Annotated in this window: 17 protein-coding genes; 9 read left to right on the top strand and 8 right to left on the bottom strand. The window is 67.1% G+C overall.

Translation table 11 applies throughout. The features are described from left to right. Positions 1-69 precede the first annotated feature (69 nt). Positions 70-585: a DUF1836 domain-containing protein gene (locus C1725_RS00590; RefSeq protein ID WP_102409746.1), complete on the bottom strand. Its 516-nt coding sequence runs from the start codon at positions 583-585 to the stop codon at positions 70-72. Between the two features lie 132 nt (positions 586-717). On the opposite strand from C1725_RS00590, the gene C1725_RS00585 reads away from it, so the two are divergent. The 8 genes from C1725_RS00585 (at position 718) to C1725_RS00550 (ending at position 9,284) form a co-directional block, all read left to right on the top strand. Continuing rightward, positions 718-1,395, top strand: coding sequence for a GDSL-type esterase/lipase family protein (locus C1725_RS00585; protein WP_102409745.1), 678 nt, complete (start codon positions 718-720; stop codon positions 1,393-1,395). A gap of 227 nt (positions 1,396-1,622) precedes the next feature. Then, the gene (locus tag C1725_RS00580; RefSeq protein ID WP_102409744.1) at positions 1,623-2,591 is read left to right on the top strand and encodes a MerR family transcriptional regulator; all 969 of its coding nucleotides are present in this window, start codon (positions 1,623-1,625) and stop codon (positions 2,589-2,591) included. A 124-nt stretch (positions 2,592-2,715) separates the two neighbouring features. Beyond that, the gene (locus C1725_RS00575; protein ID WP_102409743.1) at positions 2,716-4,083 is read left to right on the top strand and encodes a C-GCAxxG-C-C family (seleno)protein; all 1,368 of its coding nucleotides are present in this window, start codon (positions 2,716-2,718) and stop codon (positions 4,081-4,083) included. 43 nt (positions 4,084-4,126) lie between these two features. After that, positions 4,127-4,723, top strand: a complete 597-nt coding sequence (locus C1725_RS00570) for a chromate transporter (protein ID WP_102409742.1) — start codon at positions 4,127-4,129, stop codon at positions 4,721-4,723. Then, positions 4,713-5,282 carry a chromate transporter gene (locus tag C1725_RS00565; protein ID WP_102409741.1) on the top strand — a complete coding sequence of 190 codons (570 nt, stop codon included), beginning with the start codon at positions 4,713-4,715 and terminating at the stop codon, positions 5,280-5,282. The genes C1725_RS00570 and C1725_RS00565 overlap by 11 nt, the downstream gene beginning before the upstream one ends. 123 nt (positions 5,283-5,405) lie before the next feature. Further along, positions 5,406-7,160: a glycosyltransferase family 39 protein gene (locus C1725_RS00560; RefSeq protein ID WP_102409740.1), complete on the top strand. Its 1,755-nt coding sequence runs from the start codon at positions 5,406-5,408 to the stop codon at positions 7,158-7,160. Continuing rightward, positions 7,160-8,854: a hypothetical protein gene (locus tag C1725_RS00555; RefSeq protein ID WP_102409739.1), complete on the top strand. Its 1,695-nt coding sequence runs from the start codon at positions 7,160-7,162 to the stop codon at positions 8,852-8,854. The genes C1725_RS00560 and C1725_RS00555 overlap by 1 nt, the downstream gene beginning before the upstream one ends. A gap of 49 nt (positions 8,855-8,903) precedes the next feature. Next, positions 8,904-9,284 carry an MmcQ/YjbR family DNA-binding protein gene (locus C1725_RS00550; protein WP_102409738.1) on the top strand — a complete coding sequence of 127 codons (381 nt, stop codon included), beginning with the start codon at positions 8,904-8,906 and terminating at the stop codon, positions 9,282-9,284. Between the two features lie 156 nt (positions 9,285-9,440). Here the strand turns inward: C1725_RS00550 and C1725_RS00545 are convergent, their stop codons facing one another. From C1725_RS00545 to C1725_RS18820, 6 genes are all read right to left on the bottom strand, one after another. After that, on the bottom strand, positions 9,441-10,952 hold the full coding sequence (locus C1725_RS00545) for a trypsin-like peptidase domain-containing protein (RefSeq protein WP_102409737.1): 1,512 nt from the start codon (positions 10,950-10,952) through the stop codon (positions 9,441-9,443). 281 nt (positions 10,953-11,233) lie between these two features. Then, positions 11,234-12,610, bottom strand: coding sequence for an MATE family efflux transporter (locus C1725_RS00540; RefSeq protein ID WP_102409736.1), 1,377 nt, complete (start codon positions 12,608-12,610; stop codon positions 11,234-11,236). A 30-nt stretch (positions 12,611-12,640) separates the two neighbouring features. Beyond that, on the bottom strand, positions 12,641-14,398 hold the full coding sequence (locus C1725_RS00535; protein ID WP_102409735.1) for an ABC transporter transmembrane domain-containing protein: 1,758 nt from the start codon (positions 14,396-14,398) through the stop codon (positions 12,641-12,643). A gap of 780 nt (positions 14,399-15,178) precedes the next feature. Next, positions 15,179-16,555, bottom strand: a complete 1,377-nt coding sequence (locus tag C1725_RS00525) for an MATE family efflux transporter (protein ID WP_346026194.1) — start codon at positions 16,553-16,555, stop codon at positions 15,179-15,181. Positions 16,556-16,769: 214 nt separating this feature from the next. Continuing rightward, complete coding sequence (locus C1725_RS00520; RefSeq protein WP_102409732.1) at positions 16,770-17,147, bottom strand: hypothetical protein; 378 nt, start codon at positions 17,145-17,147, stop codon at positions 16,770-16,772. A 270-nt stretch (positions 17,148-17,417) separates the two neighbouring features. After that, a complete protein-coding gene (locus tag C1725_RS18820) occupies positions 17,418-19,244 on the bottom strand; it encodes a helix-turn-helix domain-containing protein (RefSeq protein ID WP_146009086.1) in 1,827 nt (608 codons plus the stop codon). A gap of 135 nt (positions 19,245-19,379) precedes the next feature. Here C1725_RS18820 and C1725_RS19090 point away from each other — a divergent pair, with 135 nt between their 5' ends. Then, positions 19,380-20,378, top strand: coding sequence for a small ribosomal subunit Rsm22 family protein (locus tag C1725_RS19090; RefSeq protein WP_346026193.1), 999 nt, complete (start codon positions 19,380-19,382; stop codon positions 20,376-20,378). A 2-nt stretch (positions 20,379-20,380) separates the two neighbouring features. On the opposite strand, the gene C1725_RS00510 is transcribed toward C1725_RS19090, so the two are convergent. Beyond that, positions 20,381-21,682 (bottom strand): lysylphosphatidylglycerol synthase transmembrane domain-containing protein (locus C1725_RS00510; protein ID WP_346026192.1); only part of this gene is annotated, 1,302 nt, incomplete at its 5' end.

Here is a 21,682-nt window from a genome sequence, read left to right as displayed (position 1 = left end):
CTGCGCGTGTCAATGTAAATCGCCCCCGGGTCAGGGCCGCGCTTCCTTATTATAGGGCCGCTTGGGCGCTCAGACCTCCGCGCCGTCCTGCTGCGCCGCCGTCGCGTCCGCCGCCATGCGGCACAGCGCCGCCGCCAGCGCAAAGCGCAGCGCCCCGGAGCGCCCCCGCGCCAGCGTCAGGTTCTCGCGGATCACCCGCTGCATCTCCTCCTGCGCGGCGCGGAACGTCTCGTACAGCGCGCGGATGTCCGCCTCGCCGCCCTCCTGCGGCATCCGCAGCAGGTGCGCGATGGAATCCATGCTCATCGACTGCTTGAGCGTGCAGATCATCAGCAGCACCGCCAGGTGCGGCCGCTCGTACTTCTTGCCCACCGGGCGCGGCATCAGCCCCGCCTTGACGTAGTTATTGATCATCGCGCTCGTCAGCAGCCGGTCTTCGCGCCCCGGGCGCATGGGGCTGAACTGACGCTCCACGTATGTGATGACCTGATCCATGTACAGCCCCAGATCCGGCAGCTGATCCCATGGTGCGGGGATGCTTTCCAGCACGCCTTTCAGGTTCGGCAACATCGCAACATCCTGCATTTCTTTCCCCCCATCGCCTTTAGTATATCATGGAATGTAGAAAATGAAAAGGACGAGTTTAAAAAGGCTTGACATGGAATATAATACGATGTAATATAATATTAAATACTAGATTATGTGGAGCTGATAACCATGTACGATGGCAAGATTACGATATGGGGCGATTCGATCTTCAAGGGCGTTATTTTTGACGAGACGCGGGGGCGCTATGCGATCCTGCGCGACAACTTCGTCACGGCGCTCTCCCGGATGCTGGGCATCCCGGTGGACAACCGCGCCCGCATGGGGCTGACGAGCGCCGGGGGCGAGGAGGAGATGACGCCGGACGTCCTCTCGCCGGGGGCGCTCGCGGTGATCGAGTTCGGGGGCAACGACTGCGACCTGGACTGGAAGGCGGTGGCCGCCGCGCCGGAGGCCGCGCACGAGGCGAAGGTGCCGCTGGACGAGTTCCGCGAGCGGCTGACGGCCCTGGCGCAGCGGGCGCGGGCGGGCGGCATGCGGCCGGTGCTGGTGACGCCGCCGCCGCTTTGCGCGCAGCGCTACTTCGACTGGGTGACGCGCGGGCTCGACGCGCAGGCGGTGCTGCGCTACCTGGGCGACGTGGAGCACATCTACCGCTGGCAGGAGCGCTACGCGGACGCGGTGTACGCGGTGGCTTCGCGCACGGGCAGCGCGCTGTTCGACCTGCGGGACGCGTTTTTGCAGGCGGGCGATCTGCCCTCGCTGATGTGCGCGGACGGCATTCACCCCAACGCCAAGGGGCACGCGCTGATGGCGGGCGCGGCCAGGGCGCGGCTGGCGACGATCTGACGGCCCCGGTGGGCGCGGCGCCTGAACCCTCCTTTCTCCCCGTCCCGGTTTTTCCGGGACGGTTTTTTTGTCTGCCGGGCGGGCCAAAGAAGGCAGGAAATCTTCTCCAATCCGCAAAAAAGTGCAAAAAGGGGATTGACCCTCACGCCACGTGATAGGGTAAAGTAATCTCAGATCCGGATCACACTCCCCCGCCGGGCCCGGCGGGAAAGAAAGGCGCGAACAGCATGACGGTAAAACAGGTTTCGGCGCTCACGGGCGTCAGCGTACGCACGCTGCAATACTACGACGACATCGGCCTGCTGTGCCCCGCGCGGGCGGGCGAGGGCGGTTACCGCCTCTACGACGAGGCCGCGCTGGAAACGCTTCAGCAAATCCTCTTTTTCAGGGAGCTTGGGTTCAAGCTAAAGGAAATCCAGGCGATCCTGAAGGACCCCCACTTCGACCGCTCCGCGGCGCTGCGCGCGCAGCGCGAGCTGCTTACCCTCAAGCGCGAGCGCCTGAGCGGCCTGCTTCACCTCATAGACCGATTATTGAAGGGAGAACCTTGCATGAGCTTTGCGGAATTTGACATGAGCGCGTACTTTCGGATGCTCGAAAGCTTTAAAAAGACCCACGCGGACGAGATCGTCCGCCGCTTCGGCAGCATGGAACAGTTTGACGAGATGGCATCGGACCTCCGGCAGCGCCAGGCCGAGATGGCGGACGGCGCGCTTGCCCAGTACGGCGACGCCGGGCGCTACGCCCAGGCCATGGAAAAGAGCTTGAAGACCTTTTTGGAGGACGGCCCGGCGGTCACGAAGGAGCGCGCGCAGGAGCTTATAGAGGAGACGGACGCGCGGACGCGGAAGCTCACGGCCGACCTGACGCGCGACCCCGCGGACGAAGCGGTGCAGGCGGCGCTGCGCGAGCTGCTCGCCCTCAACGAGGAGGGCAGCCGGGGCCTCGACATGGGCGAATACGCCCAGACGATGGCGGAGGCCTACGCCTCGAACCCCCTGTACATCGAGGTGACCGACCGCAAGTACGGCGAGGGCGCCGCCCGCTTTCTGAGCCTCGCGCTCCGGGCCTACCTCGCGGACGGTGTCCGTCCCACGGGCGGCGTCCGTCCCCCGGACGGTGCCCGCCCCACGGACGGTGTCCGTCCCACGGGCGGCGTCCGCCCCACGGGCGGCGTCCGCCCCCCGGACAAATAATCCTTCGGCCAGCGCCCCATACCTTTATCCCTATGGAACCCATTTCAAATCCATATTTTACGGGCAGGAGGTTTTCGCGTATAATGGATAGGCGACTGAAACAAAAGGATCGACGGAGGTACGTATGGAGAAGCAGCGCATCGCGCGCATCTATCTGGAAGAGGACAACAACTGCGCGGAAACCATCCTGCGCGCGGCAAACGAGGAATACGGGCTGAACCTTTCCGACGGGGACGCGAAGCTGATCGCGGCTTTCGGCGGCGGCATGGGGTGCGGGGGCACCTGCGGGGCGCTGGCGGGCGCGCTGGCCGTGCTGGGCCGCGTGGCGGTCGAGGGCCGCGCGCACGCGACCGAGGGCTTCAAGGAGCGCTGCGCCGCGCTCGTGGCCCGCTTCGAGCGCGAGCTGGGCAGCCGGGACTGCGCGTCGCTCAAGGCGCGCTACTTCGAGGAAAACGGCGACCGGTGCCTGAAGACCGTCCTGCTGGCCGCGCAGGTGCTGGAGCGCTACCTGCTCGAAAACGGGCTGATCGAAAAGAAGGAAGACGCCGCCGTCCCGCCCGAGGAGATCAAGCGGGTGAAGGGCATGGGCTTCCTGCATAACAAGGGCACCGGGCGCTTCAACGCGCGCATCATCACGCGCAACGGCCGCGTCACGGCGCACGAGATGGCCTGCGTGGCCCACGCGGCGGAGCGCTTCGGCGACGGCCACGTCGTTATGACCACGCGCCTCACGTTGGAGGTCACGGGCGTGCCCTATGGCCAGATCGACGCCTTCCGCGCGTTCGTCGGGGAGGCGGGGCTCGAAACGGGCGGCACGGGCTCGAAGGTGCGGCCCGTCGTCTCCTGCAAGGGCACGACCTGCCAGTACGGGCTGATCGATACCTACGCGCTTTCGGAAAAGATTCACCGCCGCTTTTACGAGGGCTACCGGGACGTGCAGCTGCCGCACAAGTTCAAGATCGCGGTCGGCGGCTGCCCGAACAACTGCGTCAAGCCCGACCTGAACGACCTGGGCATCGTGGGCGCGCGGGTGCCGCTCTTCGACGCGGACCGCTGCCGCGCCTGCGGCAAGTGCACGCTGATCGACGCCTGCCCCGTGGGCGCGGCGGCGCGGCGCGGCCTCGCGGACGCGCGCGCCGTCATCGACACGGAGCGCTGCAACAGCTGCGGGCGCTGCATCGGCAAGTGCGTCTTCAAGCTGAACGACGCCGCGCGCCCGGGCTACCGCGTGCTGATCGGCGGGCGCTGGGGCAAGGCGTTCGCCCAGGGACGCGCGCTGCGCCACCTCTTCCTGAGCGAGGAGGAGGTGCTGCTCGCCGTCGAGAGCGCGATCCTGCTCTTCCGCGACCAGGGCTTGACGGGCGAGCGCTTCGCGGACACCGTCGCACGCATCTCGTTTGACGAGGCCGAGCGCCAGATTCTGAGCGGCGAGCTGCTCACGCGCCGCGAGGAGATCCTGGGCCGCCGGGTCGTCGGCGGGGCGACCTGCTGAGGCGCGCCCATCCGCATAGCACCGTAGGAAAGGGGCCTTTACCATGGGTCAAACGTCCCGCGCCGCGCGGCTGCCGCGGCTGTTCCTCTCCCTGCTCACGCTCAGCGCGTTTACGTTCGGCGGGGGGTTCGTGATCGTCACCCTGATGAAGAAGAAGTTCGTGGAGGACCTGGGCTGGCTGGAAGAGGACGAGATGCTGGACATCACCGCCATCGCCCAGTCCTCCCCCGGGCCGATCATGATCAACGCCGCGGTCATCCTCGGCTACCGCGTGTGCGGCATCGTGGGCGCGCTGGTGGCCGCGCTGGCCTCGGCCCTGCCGCCGCTCGTCATCATCTCGGTCATCTCCGTCTTCTACACGCAGTTCCGGGAAAACCGCTACATCGCCATCGCGCTGCAGGTCATGCGCGCGGGCGTCGCGGCGGTCATCTTCGACGTGGTCATCAACCTGACGGCAAACGTGTGCCGCACGCGGCGCGCGCTCTACATCGGCATGATGCTTTGCGCCTTCGTGCTGACGGTCTTCTTTCACGTGAGCGCGATGACCCTCATCCTCTGCTGCCTCGCGATCGGCCTCGCGGAGGCGCTGGCCGCCTGGCTGCGCGGGCGCTCGAAGGGAGGCAGGACGCATGCTGCTTGACCTCTTTTTCAGCTTCTTTCAGATCGGCCTGTTCAGCGTCGGCGGGGGCTACGCCGCCATCCCGCTCATCCAGAGCCAGATCGTGGAGCGGCTGCACCTGCTCACGCTCGCGGAGTTTTCCGACCTCATCACCATCGCGGAGATGACGCCCGGGCCCATCGCGATCAATTCCGCCACGTTCGTGGGCATGCGCTGCGCCGGCATTCACGGCGCGCTGGCCTGCACGCTGGGCTGCATGCTGCCGTCGTTTTGCATCTGCCTGATCCTCGCCTACGTGTACTACCGCTACCGCAGCGTCTCCGGCGTGCAGATCGTGCTCGGCGCGCTGCGCCCCGCCGTGGTCGCCCTGATCGCCGCCGCGGGGCTCTCCATCCTGCTGCTCGGCGTCTTCCGCGCCGGCATGGACGCCCTGCAGCTCTCGAACTTCCACGTCATCGAGGCGCTGCTCTTCGCCGCGTGCCTGTTCCTGCTCAGGAAATGGAAGGTCAGCGCCGTAGGCGTCATCCTGGGCAGCGGCGTCGTGGGCACGCTGCTCTACCTCGTCACGGGCCTCGCTTGAATTGCGCGCCCTCCTATGCTACAATGAAGTATCACAGGAGGCGAAGCGAATGAACGATTTTCCGCTTTTCAGGGCCGCCCCGCGCGGCCTTTTTTGCGTTTCCCAGGGGAAGGAGGGGGCGATATGAGCGCCGTCAACGCGATTTTCGCCGCGCTGCTGACGGCGCTGCTGGCGCTGGGCGTGCGCGGCCGCCCGCGCGCGGATGGCCGCGCGCAGGCGCTGGGGCAAAGGCTCTGGGCGTTCATCGACCGCAGGTACGCCCTGTGCGCCCTGCTGCTGCTCGCGCTGGCGGTGACGCTTCGGGTCTACCGCTTTCCCGAAATCCCCTACGGCATGAACACCGACGGCGTGATGTCCACGCTGGACGCCTGGGCCCTTTCCAGCTACGGCACGGACCGCTTCGGCACGCCCTACCCCACGATGCTCTGGGGCTGGGGCTACGGCCAGCAGAGCGCGCTGTACGCCTACTGGGCGTCGCTGTTCACGCGCTTTCTGGGCCTGAACAAGCTGAGCCTGCGCCTGCCGATGCTGAGCGTGGCGCTGCTCTCGCTGCCGGTGCTCTTCGACCTCGCGCGCCGCGTGGCGGGGCGGGGCTACGCGCTCATGACGCTGGCGCTGTGCGCGGTGCTGCCCTGGCACGTGGTGCAGTCGCGCTGGTCCATCGACGCGCACATGTTCTGCCACATGCTCCTCTTTTCCACCTATTTCCTGGTGCTGGGCACGCGGCGGCGGGGCTTTTACGCCCTTTCGATGGTCTTCTTCGGGCTGACGATGTACGCCTACGCCATCGCCGCCTATTCCGTGCCCATCCTGCTGCTCTCATCGGGCGTGTACCTGCTCGCCCACGGGAAGATCAGCCTGCGGCAGCTGCTCGGCTGCGCGGCGATTTACCTGCTGGTGGCCCTGCCGCTGCTGCTGACGCTTGCGATCAACCTGCTCGGGCTGGAGACGATGCGCCTGGGCCCCCTCACGCTGCAGCGCTTCAGCGCCTCGGTGCGCGCCTCGGACACGCTGTTTCTCGCCCAGAAGGACATGTTCGTGCAGCTGCGCGAGAACCTGCTGACGTTCCTGCACCACACGTTCCTGCAATCCAGCGGCGGCTGGCCGACGGTGGTGGAAGGGTTCGGCACGCTGTACGTCTTTTCCACCCCGGCGCTGCTGGCCGGGCTGTACCTCTTCTGGCGGGACCGGCGGGCAAACGCCCTCGGCGGGGGGACGGATGCGCAGCGGGCGGGCCGTGCCGACAGCGGCTATCTCGTGCTGTGCTGGCTGTTTGCGATGTTTTGCTGCGGGCTGTTCACGAACCTTTCCAACACCTGGCGCTCCAACGGCATCTACTACCCGCTGCTGCTGCTCGTCTCCTACGCGCTGTACGCGGCGGCGCGGCGGGTGAAGGCGCTGCTTCCGCTGATGATGGCCGTCTACGCGGTGGGCGCGGCGCTGTTCACCGCCGCCTACTTCGACCCGGCGCGGCTTGCGGCCCATACGGAGGAGCTGGAAGCCGACCAGATCGAGGCGCTCGAGTACATGGACACCCTGCCCTTTGAATACGCCTGTCTGAGCGTGGGCACGGACCCGGAGCGGCGGGTGGTCGCGGAGATCAACGCGCTGTTCGTGCACGGGATCGACGCGCTGCAATTCCAGGACAAGAAGCCCCTGCTCGACGGCGCGGGCGACGAGCTGGGCTATTACAGCGACATCTACGAGTACTGGACGGAGGACGGGGGCTTTACGCCCTTCGAGGACGAAAACATGGTCTATCTGCTGCGCGCGGGCGAGGAGGAGGCCTTCGAGGGGCTCGACTTCGCGCTCAGGCCCTTCGGCCGCTTCGTCGTCGCTTACCCCGCGCAGTACCTGCCGGAAGGGGGCGACGCCTGATGGCCCTGCTCTTGCTGTCCGTGCTGCTGCTCGTGCTGTGCGCCTCGCCCCTTTGCTGCGGGGCCGTGAACCGCCTGACGGCGGGGCGGCTGCGTCCCCTGACCCCGCGCGCGCGGCTGCGCCTCGTGGCGGCGTTTTCGCTGCTGGGCCTTTTGCTGCGCGCGGCGTGCGCCGCCGCCGTGCCCGCCTCCCTCTCGCCCGGCGAGGCCGCGCTGCTCGTGCAGGGCCGCCGCTTCCTTCAGGACGGCCTGCCCGTCGCGACCGCCGCCTCCGGCGCGCTGCCCGCGCTGCTCTCCCATCTCTTCAGCCTGCTCTGCTTTGGCAGCGTGCGCGCGCTGCGCCTGCTCCCCCTGCTGCTGAGCGCGGCCACGGTGCCGCTCGCCGCCCTTTGCGCCCTGCCGAATCGGGAGGAGGCAAGCCCCCTGCCCGTCTGCGTGGCCGCGGTGTTCGCGCTGTGCCCCTTCCTCATCCAGAGCGGCGCGGCGCTGCGCCCCCTGCCCTTCGCCCTCTTCCTGCTGACGGCGGGCGCGTGCGCGGGCGTGCGGGGAAGGCTGACGCTCGCGGGCGCGCTGCTGGGCCTCGCCTGCTGGACGCTGCCGGGCGCGGAGGTCTGCGCGCTGCCGCCCTTCGCCGCGCTGCTCCTCATGCCCCCCGGGCATAGGATGCCCCCCTGGCACGGTGTGCCGCCCAGGCACGGTGTGCCGCCCAGGCACGGTGTGCCGCCCAGGCGTGGGACGCCCCCCGGGCGTGGGACGCCACCTTGGCGTGGGACGCCTACTAGGCGTGGGACGCCACCTTGGCGCGCCGCCCTGCTCTTTGCGCTGCTCGCGCTGCTTCCGGCCTGTTGCTTCCTCGGCGCGGCGCTGTACCTCCCCGGCAGGCGCGTGCTGGGCTTCACCCTGCCGGAGCTTTCCCTGCCCGGGGTGGAGGCCGCGTGGCTTCAGGGCCTGGACGCCCTGCGGCCCACCCTGATCGCCCGCGTGGACGCGCTGCTCTCCTTCGAGGTCTTCCGCTTCTTCAGCGATCCCCCCGCCGAGGGCGCGCTGCTGCCCGGCATGGGCCGCGCGCTGATCGCCTTCGTGCCCGTGACGCTCGCGGGCGTCTTCGCCTGCCTGCGCCGCCCAGGCACGGTGTGCCACCCGGGCGTGGGACGCGCGCTGCTGCTGTGGGCCGCGCTGACCGCGGCGGGCATCTGCCTGCTGGGCATTCCGGGCGAGGATCACCTGCTGCTGCTCAGCCTGCCCCTGCTCCTCGTGTGCGCGGCGGGCGTCCGCCGCCTCGCGGGGCGCATGCCCGCGGCGGGCGCGGCGCTGCTGCTGTTCGGCGCCGTCGCCTGCGGCCAGTTCCTCGCCGGGTGGCTGGGCGCGGAGAACGCGGCGCTGCTGCAAAGGACGCACCTGCCCGGCATGACCGAGGCGCTTTGCGCCGCCGCCGAAACCGGCGCGGAGCAGATCGTGGTCGCGGACTGCTTCGACCTGTGGGATTCCTCCGAGGACGCGGCAAAAAGCCTCGCGGAGGCCGCGCTGGGCCGCCCGGAGGAGCGCCTCACGGTCGAATACCTGGACGCGGAATCGCTGCGCCCGGAGGCGCTCGAGAAGCGCACCGCCTACGTGCTCACGGCGGAGCAGGCCGGCGCGCTGGGCCTCGAACCGGCCGCTCGCTTCGGCGGCTTCGCGGTGGTTTCGCCGCGCTGACCCACACATACGACAGCCGCGCCCCGCGCGGCGAAGGGAGGATGCATGTATGACGCCGCAGGAGGTCGTCGATTGCTGCCTGCAAAAGCCGGGCGCGTATCTGGACGCCCCGTTCGGGCCGGAGGTCACGGTGGTGAAGGTGGGCCGCCTGGGCGACAGGCCCGGCCGCATCTTCGCGCAGGTATTCCGCCTGCGGGGGCAGGACACGGTGACGCTGTGCTGCACCGAGAAGATGGGGTTCGTCTACCGGGGGCTCTTCCCGGAGGTCGTCGTGCGCGGCTATCACTGCCCGCCGGTGCAGCAGCCCTACTTCAACACGCTGCCCCTGGACGGGCGCGTGCCGGACGACGCGATCGCGGAGATGATCGACCACAGCTACGAGGCGGTGGTCGCCAAGCTGCCCAAATACGTGCAGCGGGAGCTGAAATAGGCGAAGGAGCGCAAAGCGCGCCGCCGCCGTAGCGCCCTCAAATGAACCGCGACAGAAACCGCCCGCCGTCCTCTAAGAAATATCTTCTTAGAAGGCGGCGGGCGGTGTTCGTCTGTACCTTTCCCGCGGCAATCCCTCCGCGCGGGAAAGCGCCGGTCACTCGATCTCCCAATAGTAGACAGTCAAATCGTCCAGATCGTATTCGATCGTCCGGCCCGTCGCGGTATGCACCTTGTAGACCGCCACATAGATGCGTTTGGCGTCGGAAAAGCACTCCAGATCCAGATACCCCGTGTAGCGCTTGGCCTTCGGATTGATCTTGACGTTAAAGGTGTGGTACACGTTGAACCCGTCGTAGTCCTCAAAATCGTCGCCCGAAGGCCGTATGTCGTTGCCGTAGACGTCCCTGGCGCAATAGAGAAGCGTAAAGCCGTCGATCGCCGTCTTTTCGCTGAGGTTTCTCACCTGCACGTCAAGGCTGGGGCTGCCGTTATGAAACTCACAATCCCCGTAGCCGCACAGCTCCAGCGGATACGCCGGTTCCGCGTAAGGCGTCGCGGTGGGGCGCGGCGTCCTCGTCGGCCTCGGCGTGCGCGTGGGGGCGGCGGTCGGCACGGGCTTGCCCTGCGCATAGGAGGAAAAGAGCAGCGCCTGCGTCTCGGGGCCGGCCACACCGTCCGCCGGAAGGCCGTTCACCTGCTGAAACGCCTGCACGGTCTGCGCGGTGTTTTCCGTGTATTGGGCGTTGAAGGTATTCGTCTTGAAGTACCCGAGCTCGTACAGCCGCTCCTTGAGCGCCGTCACCGCCTCGCCCGAGCTGCCGACGGAAAGCGCCGTATAGGCGTCGAAGTCCGCCTGCGTGAAATGCGACAGGGGCGGCGCGGTCGGAACCGGCGTAGGCTGTAGCGTCTCGACCGGCTGGGGGCTGGGGAGCGGCGTCGGGGTCGGTACCGGCGTGGGCGTCGAGTTCTGGGCCGGCGGCGTGTACCCCGACATCTTCGCCGGCCGAAGCCCCTCTCCGCGCGCGTACAGGTCGAGGATTTCGACGCTGTGCACCGCGAAGTTCAGGTTCTGCCCGTCCTCCACCAGCGCGGAGGTCATGCCGACGACGGCCCCCTTTGCGTCAAAGAGCGCCCCGCCGCTGCTGCCGTGCGAGATGGGCGCGCTGGTCTGAATCTCCCAGACGCCGTCTTCGGTGAAAATCGCGCTGACGATGCCGGTGCTCACCGTGTTGACGAGCCCGCGCGGGCTGCCGATGGCCATGACGGGCTGGCCGCGCATTTGGTTCGTATCCTCCGCCAGCGTCAGCGGCGCGCGGTCCGTCGGGGTGAGAAAGCGCAGGATGGCCACGTCGCGCCGCGCGTCCGCGATCAGCACGTCGCTGGCGAGGTAGGCGTAGCCCTCGTCGCTGTAGGCGATCACGAAGTCCGCGTCCTTGATGACGTGGTAGTTCGTCACCAGCGTCCGGCTGTCGAACGCGACGAAGCCGCTGCCGGTCGCGAAGGGCTCGTCCTCCCCGTCCCGGAACACTTCCAGCATCAGCACCGACTTGGCCGCGCGGTCGATGGCCTCGTAATCCTCGAAAAAGCCTTCCGCGCAGGCATGGACGCTCACGACCAGCGATAGCGCGGCAATCAGGCCCAGCAGCGCCCGGCGAAATGTCCTCAATTCCCTCTCCCCTTTTGCGCGGCGGACGCGCGATTTATAGGAACATTATAACTTTGCGTCCTGTTTTTGTAAAGATGCAAACAAAACAAACGCATGACATGCCCCCAAACGGGCCGCGAAAAGCCGCAAAAACCCCCGTTTGCAGCCATATACGCTGTAAACGGGGGTTTTGCCTCGCCGCGGTATTCCGCATCGTCTATTTCGGGATTTCCGAAGAGCAGCCCGTCGCGGGGGATGGCGAGCTTTTCGCAGACGCGTTTCAGCGTGGCGGCCTTCCCGCCTTACGCCGTCTCCTCGAAGAGGTGCTCGCGGGTGATGTTCTTGAGCCACCGGCCGCTGCGGTAGTGCCTTATGACGAAGGGCAGCTTGACGAACTCGTCCGTGCACAGCAGCACGTACACCCAGAGGACCGGCAGCTTCAGCGCGAAGGCCGCGATGAAGCCCAGCGGCACGGCATAGACCCACATGTCCAGCACGTCGCAGATGAGGCCGAAGCGGCTGTCGCCGCCCGCGCGGAACACGCCCGCGATGAGCGTGGTGTTAAGCGCGGGGCCGATGATGTACACGCTGTTGAGCAGCAGCATCACGCGCAGGTAGCCCATCGACGTCTCGGAAAGGTCCGCGTAGCGCAGCACGAACGGCGTGAGCAGCAGGATCAGCACGCCGCCCAGCACGCCCGTGATGAGCGTGAGACGCACGAGCTGCGAGGCGTTCCTGCGCGCGTCCTCGATGCGGTTTTCCCCGATCACCTGGCCCAGCAGGATGCCGCCCGCGCTGGCGAGCGCGAAGCAGGCGATGGTGCCCAGGTTGCGCACGACCGACACCAGCGAGTTGGCCGCGACCACGTCCGAGCCCAGATGCCCCAGGATGACCGAGTACATGGAAAAGCCGACGCCCCAGACGATGTCGTTGCCGAGCGCCGGAAGCGAGAGGCGCACGAAGTCCCCGAAGAGCTGCTTGTTCTTGACGAACATGTAGGCGGGGTTGAGCTTGATGTCCCGGCTCCGCGCGGAGACGACGACGCACAGCGCCAGCTCCACCAGGCGCGAGATGGCCGTGGCGATGGCGACGCCCGTGACGCCCAGCCGCGGCGCGCCCAGCAGCCCGAAGATGAACACCGCGTTGAGCACGACGTTCAGCGTAAAGGCGACGATGTTGAGCACCATGCAGACCGTGACCCGGCCGATGGAGCGCAGCACCGAGAGGTAGACCTCGATGACGCCCCAGCAAAGGTACGTGACGCTCATCACCCGCAGGTACTCGCTGCCCAGCGCGATCAGCTCCGGGTCGCTGGTGAAGATGCGCATGAGCTGGCCCGGCACGAAGAGCGTCAGCGCCGCGAAGCCCACGGAGAGCCCCAGCGAAAAGCGCATGGCGATGCCCTCCACCACCTGAATGGCGCGCATGTTCCCCTTGCCGAAGTACTGCGCGCACAGCATGGTCGCGCCCGTGCCCAGCCCGTAGTAGACCATGAACAGGATGCTCGCGTACTGGCTCGCCAGCGAGACCGCGGAAATCGCGGACTGGCTGACGTAGTTGAGCATCACCACGTCCGCGGAGTTGACGGCCGCGCTGAGCAGGTTCTGCACCACGACCGGCAGCGTCAGGCGAAACAGGTGGCGGTAGAACGGATCCCCGCCGATCTTCATCCCCTTCATACTTTCCCCTCTCCTCCTGGGCGGGCGGCCTTACGCCTCCTGCGCCCTGAACTGCGCGTCGTGCAGCGTCCTGTACGCGCCGCCCTTCTCCATGAGCTGCGCGTGCGTGCCGCGCTCCTCGATGCCCTGATCCCCGATGACGACGATCTCGTCCGCGTTCTTGATGGTCGAAAGCCTGTGGGCGATCACCAGCGTCGTGCGGCCCTTGGCGAGCCGGTCGAACGCGCGCTGAATGCGCACCTCGGTCGCGGTGTCCAGCGCGCTGGTGGCCTCGTCCAGAATCAGGATACGCGGGTCCTTCAAAAAGATGCGCGCGATGGAGACGCGCTGCTTCTGCCCGCCGGAGAGCAGGATGCCGCGCTCGCCCACGACCGTGTCGTACCCCTCGGGCATGGCCATGATGTCGTCGTGAATCTCCGCCAGCTTCGCGGCCTCGATCACCTGCTCGATCGTCGCGTCCGGGCGGCCGTAGCGGATGTTTTCCAGCACCGAGCCCGCGAAGAGGAAGACGTCCTGCTGCACGATGCCGATGGCCGCGCGCAGATCCTTCAGGCGGAGGGTGCGGATGTCCTGCCCGTCGAGCAGGATCGCCCCCTCCTTCACGTCGTAAAAGCGCGGGATGAGCTGGCAGAGCGTGGACTTGCCGCCGCCGGAGGGGCCGACCAGCGCCAGCATCTCGCCCTGCGGGATGTGCAGGTTCACGTTCCGCAGCACGCTGCGGCCCTCCTCGTAGGAAAAGGTGACGTCCTTAAAGCGGATGTCGCCCTTCACGTCGCGCAGGGCCTTCGCGCCCGGCGCGTCCGCGATGTCGGGCTGCTCCTTCATGACCTCCTCAAAGCGATGGAAGCCCGCCATGCCGGTGTTGAACTGCTCGACGAACTGCGCGAGGCGGCGGATCGGGCTCTGGATGGAGGCGACGTAGAGGTTGAACGTGATGAGCTGCGCCAGCGTCAGCTCGCCGCTCATGATGAGCAGGCCGCCGAAGAGCAGCACCAGCAGGCCCATGAGGTTGAGCAGCAGCTCCATGCCGCTGTGGAAGCGGGCCATGGCGCTGTAAAAGCCCTTCTTCGCGCCCTTAAAGCGCTCGTTGCCCTTTTGGAACTTCTCGATCTCGTATTCCTCGTTGGTGAAGGCCTTGGCCACGCGCACGCCGGAGATGGAGGATTCGATGTCCGCGTTGATGCCCGCCATGCGCTCCTTGACCTTGCGGCTGGAGCTGGACATGCGCTCGCGCTGGGTGATGGTGAACGCGAGCAGGATGGGCACCATGATGAGCAGCACGAGCGCGAGCTTCCACTGCATGGAGAAGAGCACGATGAACGAGCCCACGAGCGTCACCACGGAGATGAACAGGTCCTCCGGGCCGTGATGGGCGAGCTCGGTGATCTCGAACAGGTCGGTCGTCACGCGCGACATGAGGCGGCCCGTGCGGTTCTTGTCGTAGAACGTGAAGGAGAGCTTTTGCAGCTGGGTGAAGATGTCCCGGCGCATGTCGGCCTCCATCAGCACGCCCATCATGTGGCCGAAGTAGGCGATGATCCACTGCATGGCGCAGCGCAGCAGGTAGGCCGCGCCCATGACCGCGATGATGATGAAGAACGCGCGGTACATCGCGGACGGCAGGTAGGTCTCCAGCACCGTGCGCGTGACGACCGGGAACATGAGATCGACCAGCGCCACGACCAGCGCGCAGGCCATGTCCAGCGCGAACAGCTTCCAGTGAGGTTTATAGTAGCGCGCGAACGCGCGCAGATTGCCTTTGGTGCTCTTGCTCTTTTCTTCTTCCATGGTGTGCTCCTTCTCTTTTCCGCTTTTATATATATTGGAAAGCATGGCGGCGGCAGGCTGGGTGCCGATGCCGCTGCCGCGTGCGTATAACAATCAGGTTACGATTGTTCTTTTCTTTGAAATTTGGCCGCGACCCTGCGCGTATAACAATCAGGTTACGATTGTTCTTTTCTTTGCCGAAAAGAACCAAAAGAGGCCGTGCGGCGCGCGAAATCGGGCCCTTGCCGCTCAGGCGAAAAAATCCGGCGGGCGCTTAAATGTCTACGGATGCCTTTGATTGACCGCTTTGCGGTCGGCATCCTCCGACGAACGCGCCTCTCTCGCCGGATTTTTTGCGCGGCGTATCATCGGCAAGGGCCCGATTTCGCTAAATGCCGCAGTTTTCAAGGCCCCTCCGCCCCTCACGGGGCACCTCCCCCGTGCGCGGGGGAGGCACAGGAAATCTCATACCCCCTGGTCTTTCGCAGACCTCGTAACCCCCGTAACCCCGCGCGCGAAGCGCGCGCAAACCCATGGGGGCGGCTCCACGCCAGGGGGCCGTGCGGCCCCCGTGAGTGGCCGTTTCAAGGGGGTTAGGGGTGTCCAGAGGGGTCTAAGGGGGGAAATCGGAATCCCCCCTGACCCCTCTGGGCTCAGCGCAGCGCGTACCTGTTTCTTATACCCATGCAGCCTTCGCCAGATATCTCCCGTCTCCCCCGCGCACGCAAGCCCATGGGAGCGCCCCCGCCGGATAAATCCCCCGTTCCCTCCGTCCTCCCGTAGCTCCCCGCGCGGAGCGCCTCACCCCGCGAGCTTCGCCTTCATGTGCATCCACTTGTCCGTCTTAAACCGCCAGTACACGACCACCGCGCGAGCGGTCTGGTCGAGCGCGATGGTGTACCAGGCGCCGTTCAGCCCCCAGCCGAACGTGTAGACGAACAGCGGCGCGACCAGCACGCGGAACACCCAAATGCCGATGGCCGACGCGTACAGCGGGAAGCGGCTGTCGCCCGCCCCGCGCAGCGCCGCCGCGATGGGCAGCTGCGTCGCGATGCCGGGCATGCCCACGGCGATGATCTTCAGCACCGTCGCCGCGAGGCGCTCGACCTCGGGATCGTTGGTATAGGCCCGCACGATGAACTGCGAGCAGGTGAGGAACAGCAGCGCGATGCCCGCCGCCGTCAGCAGCGAGTAGCGCCAGATCACCCGCGTGAACGTCTTGGCGCGCTCCGGCTCGCCCGCGCCCATGCTCTGGCCGACCAGCGTGGTGGCCGCGACCGCGAACGCCTGCCCCGGCATCCAGGTCAGGCCGTTGACCGAAAGGCCGATCTGGTGCGCCGCGAAGATCACCGTGCCCAGGCCGGAGACGGTGCGCGTGAACAGGATGAAGCCGACCTGCATGACGAGCTGCTCCAGCGAGCCCGTGACGCCCACGCCCAGGATGCGCGAGAGCCACCGCCTGTGCAGGCGAAAGTCCTCGCCCAGGCGCACGCGCACCTTGGAATGCCCGCAGAAGATGACCGCGAGCGCCAGCGCGCAGGAGACGTAGCGCGAAAGCGTCGTGGAGATCGCCGCGCCCGTGACCCCCAGCGCCGGCAGGCCGAAGTGACCGTAGATCAGCGCGTAGTTGCCCACGACGTTGAGCAGGTTGCCCGCCAGGTTGTAGGCCATGGGCAGCCGCGTGAGGCCCACGCCGCGAAGCGACGCCGTGCAGCCGAAGCCCACCATCGCGGGCAGCATGCCCAGCGCGACGATCTGCATGTACTCCTTCGCGTAGGGATAGGTGTCCGCCTGCGCGCCCATGAAGGTCACCAGCGGCCCGGCCGGGAAGAACAGCACCGCCGAGGCCAGCAGGCCCAGCAGCAGCGAAAGCGTGAGCGCTGTGCGCGTGACGGCGCGCGCGGCCTGCTGATCCCCCGCGCCGACCGCCCAGGCGATGGCCGCCGTGGTGCCGATGTGCAGCGCCGTGAGCACGCCGTTCACCATGTTGACCGGGTTGTTCGTCAGCCCCACCGCCGCGATGGCGACGGCGGACATGCTGCTCTGGCCCAGCATGATGGTGTCCACCATCGCGAAGAGCTGCGAGAGCACGAGCTCGACCATCGCGGGCAGCACAATGCGCCAGATCGTGCGCTTTTCCGCATGATCCAGCACCAGCCCCTTGTGTAAAAATTGCACGCGAAATCTCCCCATCTTAATGTTTTCTTTAACGTATATTTTACGCCCGAAAACGGCAAAAGGGAAGGGGAACGCGGGCAATCCGGGGCTAATTTTTGCGCGCCGCCCCCACGCCACGCAAAAAAGCCGCAGCTCATCAAGCTGCGGAAAGCCCTCTTCCCCTTGAAACCAGCCCCCCCGGCGGCGCGAAACCCGCCGGGGGCGCCCGCGCCCCCTAATCCCCCAGGCACCGGTTGATGACGCCGCACAGCGAGAGCAGGTCCTGACAGAAGCCCTCCGTCTCCTCCCGCGCGTAGAGCGTGTCCCCCTCGCCCAGCCGCGCGCACAGGCCCGCCGCGTCGTCCGCCAGCTTCACCGCCCCGATGGATTGCAGCGAAACCGCCAGCGCCCCCAGCGACAGGCGCACCGCCGCCCACTCTGCCATCGCGGCGCCCAGCGCCAGATGCTGCGCATAGCGCTGATACCGCCTCGCCGCGCTGCCCAGATGCGCAAAGTACAGCGCCGCGTCTTCCCCGCAGGCGCTCAGCCCTTCCTTCAAATCCACACAACCCAGCAGACCCCGCAGGGCGCCCGCGTCCCGCTCCGTCAGCATGTCCCATTCCTCCCCGTTTTTCGCTTTGCGGCTTTACCTGTATATAATATGAAGGAATTTCGCGGGATATGCCACATTTTGTGATTCTTTTTCAAAAAACCACAACCCCTCGTGCCCGACGTTCGTTCCATTTTGGTGTGCCAAAAAGAAAGAAGACCGATGGTCTCTTCCATGATTCGACATTTGGGGACTTTATTTTCCCCTTCCCCCGCCGATTCAAGAGACCCTCGGTCTGTAATAGTAATAAACATCGAGATGATCGCGTGGCGATTATGCCTCTGCGTCGTTTTCCATCACCCACTTGAGGATGCGGTCCGCGGCGGGGCCCATGGGCTTTCTGCCCTTTTCCACCTGCGAGAGGTAGCCCTGCGAGACGCCCAGGAGCTGCGCGAGCTGCACCTGGCTGAGCCCCTTGCGCTTTCTGAGCGCCTTGAGCCCCTCGGGCGTGAAGACGTGCGCCTGCGCGGGCGCGGGCTCCGCGTCGGCCCGGGCGTTCAGCTTCATGGGCGCGGGCTTCTGGATGCCCGCGTAATGCCCCACGATGGCCTCGACGGGGGTAATATGCACGCCCCAGCGCAGCCAGTGATCGACCCAGCCGCGCTTGCCGACGATTTCCGGCTGAGCGTCCCGGCCGTAGCACCAGTCCGCGATGATGTTCTCCTGCTTGAGGGTGTTGAACGCCCGCTCCAGCCGCTCCTTGGTGCGCAGGGGGTTCTTCTTGTCGGGCGTCTCGCCCAGCCAGTCCAGCAGCGTCTTGACGCGGTAGGGCGTGTCGTAATCGCCGCGGAGCTGGCGGATGCGCCACTGCCAGGAGAAGTAGGTCGTCAGCCGCTTTTCGAGCTGCTGGCGGTAGGGGTCGAACTGCAGCGCCTTGACGGAGAGCAGGGCCGTCTCGCGGCCAATGTTGGTCATGAGCAGCCGCGAAAACACGTCGCCCGGCCGGACGGTCCAGCTCGACTGCAGCGGCCGGCCGTCGATGATGTTCTGCTCCACGTAGCCGGAGATCAGCAGGATGTAGCTGCGGTGGTTGTACGTGCGCTGGGTCCGGCGGCCCTTCTTGTCCGTCTCGTAGACGTTCATCTGCTGGATGTGCGCCGTGATGTTGCGCAGCGCCTGCATGCGGTCGGAGATGTCGCGGTACTGCTTTTCCGTGAAGCCGCCGCGCCTGCCCTCGCCGTTCTTGCGCGCCTTGAGCCCGCGCGCGCGCAGGATGTCCGCCGCGCTGATCTTGATGAAGGCGTCGGGCGAGGCGGGGTGCGAGCGGATCCACTCCGCGAACGTGATGTTGAGCACGTCCACCGCCAGGTCGTCCAGGTGCTTGAGCGACCAGGTCGCCTCCTCGATCATGCCCGTGGGCGGGCGGTCGATGTCGTAGTAGGCCGGGTCGTCCTCGAAGCCCTGCGGCGCGATGGTGTAGCTCGCGCGCAGGTTGGCGCGGTCCACCTCGTGCGTGGGCAGGGGGTGGTAGTCGTCCGTGCGGAAGCTGTCCTCCGCGTTCGCCAGCGCGCGCAGCAGCTCGGGGTAGCAGATGTAGCTGGGGATCGAGAGGAACTCCTCCGCCTCGGGGCTCTCCTCCGGCGCTTCCTCCCCGCCCATGACGTAGGGAATGTCCTCGATGGGGATGAAGGGCCGCTCGCCCACGAAGGGCGCGGGGTCGCCGCCCGCGGGGATCACCCTGCGCCTGCCGTCCACGATGTAGACGTAGCCGTCCCCTTCCCGCTGCACGCTGCCGTCCTCGCCCGACGCAAACGTCCAGTAGTGCCCGCGCTCCACCGCCGCGCGCTCCTCGCCGAGGCGCGCCTTCGTCGCTTCCAGCACCTCGCGCAGGTGGCGGGCGATGTACTGCACCTCGCCCACGTCCGCGTTCTCGCCCTGCATCTGCACCACGCGCCGCAGCGCGGACTTCACCCGCTCGTCCGACACGGAGAGGGAATCCACCCGCAGCTCCGGCTCCAGCAGGTCGAAGCGCTGCGCCGCGCGGTTGCGCAGCGTCAGCAGGCGCGGCACGAGCTCCGGGGGCAGCTTGCCCGCCTCGTACGCCTCCTCCAGGTGAACGTAGGCGCTGGTCTCGTCCGCGACGGGCTTGTTCTCGCTCATAGGGCCTCCATCGCCACAAAAAGCGGCTTTTCAGTAATAAATATAGGATACAACACGCTGCCGGGGCTTGTCAAGAAAAACCTTGTGGCAGGCGGCGGGGCTATGCTATACTGCCCTAAAACGGAGGTGCATACCATGGCGGCAATGCCAGAGGAACTGACCTTAGCGCTCGGCGCGCTGCTTGCGCCCTACGGCGAGGAGGCGCTGCGGCGGGACGCGCTGGCGCTGAGCGAGCGCTACCGGGGGCGCGTCGGGGAGGGCGCGCGGCTGCTGACGACGCAGCGCGAGGCGGCGGCCTACGCGGCATCGCGCATGCCCGCGACGTACGCGGCGGTGACGCGCGCGCTTTCGCTGACGCTTCCCTGCCTGCCGGGCTTTGCGCCCAGGAGCCTGACGGACGTGGGCGCGGGGCCGGGCACGGCGGCCTTCGCGTGCGCGGCGGCCTGCCCGACGCTTGGGGAGATCCTGTGTCTGGAGCGGGAGGCGGCGATGCGCGGGGTGGGCCTTGCGCTGATGCGGGCGATGCCCGCGCCGCTGTCCGGCGCGGCGTACCGGGAGGCGGACCTTTCGCGGGACGAGGCGCTGGCGCAGGCGGACCTCGTGACCGCGTGCTACGTGCTGGGCGAGCTGACGCCGGGGGCGATGGACGCGCTGCTGCTGCGGCTATGGGAGGCGGCGCGGGGCGTGCTGCTGCTGGTGGAGCCGGGCACGCCCGCTGGGGCCGCGCACCTTTTGCGGGCGCGGGCGCTGCTCTTGCCGCTGGGCGCGCACATCGCGGCCCCCTGCCCTACGGACGGTCCCTGCCCGCACGCGGCGGAGGGCTGCGAGGCGGCTGGGGACTGGTGCCACTTCGCCGTGCGGGTGCAGCGAACGCGCCTGCACCGATCGCTCAAGGGGGGCGAGGCGCCCTACGAGGACGAGAAGTTCAGCTTTCTTTCCCTGAGCCGGGAATCGCCGCGCCGGGCGGCCGCGCGCGTGCTGCGCCATCCGGAGGTACACGGCGGGCACATCGCGCTCACGCTCTGCACGGGCGCGGGTTTAGAGCGGCGCGTGGTCACGAAAAAGGACAAGCCCGCCTTCCGCGCCGCCAGGGACGCGGGAGCGGGCTCGCCCTTCGAGCCTGCCGGCCAATAATATTACGCATTGTCGAGATTATCCGGTGGGGAAGTCTCCGCGCGGGGTTCGCCTTCGCAGCCGTCCGCGCAGCGCGCGAGCCGGGGGGCGCGGGGGCGGCCCCTGCGCTCGAAGAGGAGGGCGACGACGCCGATGGCGATGGCGGAGTAATAGGTGATGAGGCGCCACAGGAGCAGGGCGGGGATGACGTCCTGCTGCGCAAAGAAGAGGGCGAAGAAGAGGTAAAAGGCGCCCTCCGCGCCGCCGGAGCCGCCGGGCAGGGGCACGAAGGAGGAGACGAGGGCGACGATCGCCGCAGCGGAGAGCACGAGCGGCGCCTGGCCGGGCGCGCCGCCGAACGCGCGGTAGACCATGAAGGCGACGAGGTGATAGCAGATAAACTGCAGCGCGGTGAGCAGCACGCAGGCTGCGAGCACGCGCTTTCTTTTAAGGATCAGCCGGATGCTGGCGTGAAAGATGTCGAACTGTTTGAGGGCCTTTTCGCGGGCTTTTTCCGGGTTGCTGAGCAGGTGAACGCGGCTCAGAAGGCGAATGATACCCGACGTGACGCGCGTCGTCACCCGCCCGGAGCAGGCGAAGGCCGCGATGGAGAGGATGACGACCGCGTTCACCGCCAGGCCGAAGGCGAGCATCGCGGCGAAGCCCGCGACGCGGCCCATGAAGAAGGGCAGGCCGTAGAGCGCGCCCAATACGGCGCTGAGCGTGAGCCCGACCTGCCAGGTGATGGACTTGATGGTCAGCGCGAAGCCCGCGCCGCCGGTGTCCATGCCGTCGTTCACCATGGAAAGGAGCTGCACCGGCTGGCCGCCCGTGGAAAAGGGGGTCAGCGCGCTGTAGAGCTGGCCGATCATCACCGTGTGCAGGCTCGACGAGAGCGGCACGCCGGGGTACAGGCTGCGCGTGATGCAGTGCAGCAGCAGCGATTCAAACACCCAGAAGCCCCCCATGCACAGCACGCCCCCCAGCAGCCAGCGCGTGTGCAGCGTGTGCATGCGCTCCAGCAGCGCCTTGGGGCCGTTTGACGTGAGGGCCAGCCCCACCAATATCGCAAGCGCGATCGCGATCGTCGCGATGTTGACGATCTGCCACGCGCGTTTTGTGTCCGTTTTTCGCGTAAATCTCTCCCCCTCCCGTACCCGTCTCGGGGTCGTCTTATTGTACCCGACCCGGCCGGGGAAAGCAAATGAAAATTCGATTAAAGGCGGGCGGGCGGCGGGCGGTGCCCGCACCCACTTCCGAACGGCGGCTTCCGAATTTCGGGTTTTCCCTACGTGGCCGGCAGGCGGTGGGCGGCGGGCTACGGG

Source organism: Beduinella massiliensis (assembly GCF_900199405.1).
Lineage (GTDB): Bacteria > Bacillota > Clostridia > Christensenellales > Aristaeellaceae > Beduinella > Beduinella massiliensis.
Note: the sequence above shows the minus strand (reverse complement) of the source record. Positions and strands in the feature narration are given on the sequence as shown.

Coding starts and splice junctions, on each gene's coding strand:
- C1725_RS18820 (WP_146009086.1), bottom strand. CDS start 19,244: ATGAGCGAGAACAAGCCCGTCGCGGACGAGACCAGCGCCTACGTTCAC.
- C1725_RS00565 (WP_102409741.1), top strand. CDS start 4,713: ATGCTGCTTGACCTCTTTTTCAGCTTCTTTCAGATCGGCCTGTTCAGC.
- C1725_RS00520 (WP_102409732.1), bottom strand. CDS start 17,147: ATGCTGACGGAGCGGGACGCGGGCGCCCTGCGGGGTCTGCTGGGTTGT.
- C1725_RS00560 (WP_102409740.1), top strand. CDS start 5,406: ATGAGCGCCGTCAACGCGATTTTCGCCGCGCTGCTGACGGCGCTGCTG.
- C1725_RS00555 (WP_102409739.1), top strand. CDS start 7,160: ATGGCCCTGCTCTTGCTGTCCGTGCTGCTGCTCGTGCTGTGCGCCTCG.
- C1725_RS00535 (WP_102409735.1), bottom strand. CDS start 14,398: ATGGAAGAAGAAAAGAGCAAGAGCACCAAAGGCAATCTGCGCGCGTTC.
- C1725_RS00590 (WP_102409746.1), bottom strand. CDS start 585: ATGCAGGATGTTGCGATGTTGCCGAACCTGAAAGGCGTGCTGGAAAGC.
- C1725_RS19090 (WP_346026193.1), top strand. CDS start 19,380: ATGGCGGCAATGCCAGAGGAACTGACCTTAGCGCTCGGCGCGCTGCTT.
- C1725_RS00575 (WP_102409743.1), top strand. CDS start 2,716: ATGGAGAAGCAGCGCATCGCGCGCATCTATCTGGAAGAGGACAACAAC.
- C1725_RS00585 (WP_102409745.1), top strand. CDS start 718: ATGTACGATGGCAAGATTACGATATGGGGCGATTCGATCTTCAAGGGC.
- C1725_RS00540 (WP_102409736.1), bottom strand. CDS start 12,610: ATGAAGGGGATGAAGATCGGCGGGGATCCGTTCTACCGCCACCTGTTT.
- C1725_RS00570 (WP_102409742.1), top strand. CDS start 4,127: ATGGGTCAAACGTCCCGCGCCGCGCGGCTGCCGCGGCTGTTCCTCTCC.
- C1725_RS00550 (WP_102409738.1), top strand. CDS start 8,904: ATGACGCCGCAGGAGGTCGTCGATTGCTGCCTGCAAAAGCCGGGCGCG.
- C1725_RS00580 (WP_102409744.1), top strand. CDS start 1,623: ATGACGGTAAAACAGGTTTCGGCGCTCACGGGCGTCAGCGTACGCACG.